Annotated in this window: 2 protein-coding genes; both read left to right on the forward strand. The window is 36.0% G+C overall.

Translation table 11 applies throughout. The annotated features are described in order from the left end of the window. A partial coding sequence (gene hutI, locus IDG60_RS10965; RefSeq protein ID WP_206160691.1) for an imidazolonepropionase occupies nucleotides 1-1,014 on the forward strand: 1,014 nt, incomplete at its 5' end. A gap of 275 nt (nucleotides 1,015-1,289) precedes the next feature. Next, a complete protein-coding gene (locus tag IDG60_RS10970; RefSeq protein ID WP_000523157.1) occupies nucleotides 1,290-2,411 on the forward strand; it encodes a M20 peptidase aminoacylase family protein in 1,122 nt (373 codons plus the stop codon). The last annotated feature ends 116 nt before the right edge of the window (nucleotides 2,412-2,527 follow it).

The following is a 2,527-nucleotide window of genomic DNA, read 5'->3' on the forward strand; positions in this document are numbered from 1 at the left end:
CATACCCATTTAACATTTGGTGGATCTCGAGAACATGAGATGTCATTAAAACGTCAAGGTAAGTCTTACCTTGAAATATTAGAAATGGGTGGTGGCATATTATCTACCGTTAATGCTACTAGAGAAACATCCGAAGATGACTTGTTTAAAAAAGCAGAGCATGATTTGCTTACTATGATTAAACACGGCGTGCTTGCAGTTGAAAGTAAGAGTGGTTATGGATTAGATAGAGAAAATGAACTGAAGCAATTGAAAGTGTCTAATCGTTTAGCTGAGAAATATGATTTAGACATGAAACATACTTTCCTAGGGCCTCATGCTGTACCTAAAGAGGCAAGTTCAAATGAGGCATTTTTAGAAGAAATGATTGCGTTACTTCCGGAAGTAAAACAATATGCAGACTTTGCGGATATTTTCTGTGAAACAGGTGTATTTACAATAGAACAATCGCAACATTATATGCAAAAAGCCAAAGAAGCAGGTTTTAAAGTGAAAATACATGCGGATGAAATTGATCCGTTAGGCGGACTGGAATTAGCAATTGATGAACAAGCAATATCAGCAGACCACTTAGTAGCTTCTAGTGATAAAGGAAAAGAAAAGTTGCGAAATAGTGATACTGTAGCTGTCCTCTTACCTGCAACGACGTTCTATTTAGGTAAAGAAGATTATGCAGATGCAAGAGGCATGCTAGACAATAACGGTGCGATTGCATTAGCAACTGATTATAACCCTGGTAGTAGTGTCACAAACAACTTACAACTTGTTATGGCGATTGCAGCCTTGAAATTAAAGCTATCACCTAATGAAGTTTGGAATGCTGTTACGGTCAATGCTGCTAAAGCAATAGACATTAACGCGGGTACAATTAACACAGGTGATAAGGCTAATTTAGTAATTTGGGATGCACCAAATCATGAATATATTCCATATCATTTTGGTATCAATCACGCAGAAAAAGTTATTAAAGACGGTAAGGTCATCGTAGATAACACATTATCTTTTAAAGCATAAAATAATTAGAAAGCTCTAAGCATTGGTTTACACTAATGTTTAGAGCTTTTGTGGTTTGTAAAAACAAGTTTATCCGAGAACACGTTTTTGTATAGATTCTTAATTATAAAAGTTAGAATAGTTTGACAACAGTGTTACGATATTATTAAACAACTGTCTATCATTAGCGAAAGTAATTAACAAGAGTACATTGTTGTGAAATCATCGTTTAATAGTCAAAGATGATCATCGTAGGGTAGACAACATATCATTGACTTAAGGAAGGGGAATGACCGATGGGATTAAAAGATCAAGCTGTTACCTGGAGAAGGTATTTTCATCAATTTCCAGAACTATCCGATAAAGAATTTAAGACTACACAAAAAATTAAAGATATTTTAACAGAACATCATATTAGAATATTAGACTTACCGCTTATGACTGGGCTGGTTGCTGAAGTGGGACAAGGTCTGAGTTGTATAGCTGTTCGGGCTGACATTGATGCTTTACCGATTCAAGAGCTTGTTGAACAGGATTTTAAATCTGAAAATGAAGGTGTTATGCATGCGTGCGGTCATGATATTCACATGGCTAGTATTTTGGCTACGGCTGTAAAATTAAAAGAAATTGAGGGCACTCTTACTGGGCGTGTTAAATTCATTTTTCAACCAGCAGAAGAACTAGGACATGGCGCTTTTAAAATTATTGAAACAGATGCATTAAAAGATGTACAAGCAGTATTGGGTTTTCATAATGACCCATCGCGTTCGGTAGGTACATTTGCAATCAAAACAGGGGCAATTACATCAGCAGTAGATCGCTTTGAGTTTCATATTAAAGGCGTGGGTGGTCATGCTGCAAAGCCAGAACAATGCAACGATCCAGTTATTGTGTTGGCGCAATTGATTAATAGTATTCAATCCATAGTTAGTAGAAATCTATCTGCGTTTGATGAAGCGGTAGTAACAATTGGACAAATATCATGTGGTAATACTTGGAATGTCATTGCTGATCATGCGTATGTACAAGGCACAGTGCGTAGTTTTGATCCTGTGGTACGAAAGCTTGTAGAAACACGATTACAAGATATTGCGGACGGATTGGCTCAAGCATATAATATGAAAATTAATTTAAATTATACACATTTACCTGGCGCTGTGATGAATGATGAGGCATTGACGCATAAAGCAATTGCAGTAGCCCAACATGTTGGATATAAGGTGGAAATGATGGAACAGCCGCTTACGATTGGAGAAGATTTTTCAGGTTATAGTCAACATTTTCCAAGTGTATTTGCGTTAATTGGTTCTCATAGTGAATATGATTTACATCACCCTCAATATAAACCGGATGAAAGGATTCTGGAAAAAGTACCTGAGTATTTTGTTGAATTTGTAAAGAGACTATTGCATGAGTAATTCGAGCTTGTTTTTATAAAGAAGAAAGTAATTTTTAGTGTAATCATGATTAAGTTCCTAGGAAGATTGGGTAAATAATAACCATTAAGCGAATAAGGAGATGTTAAAAAATGGCA

The sequence above is a fragment of the Staphylococcus sp. EG-SA-2 genome (assembly GCF_017152085.1).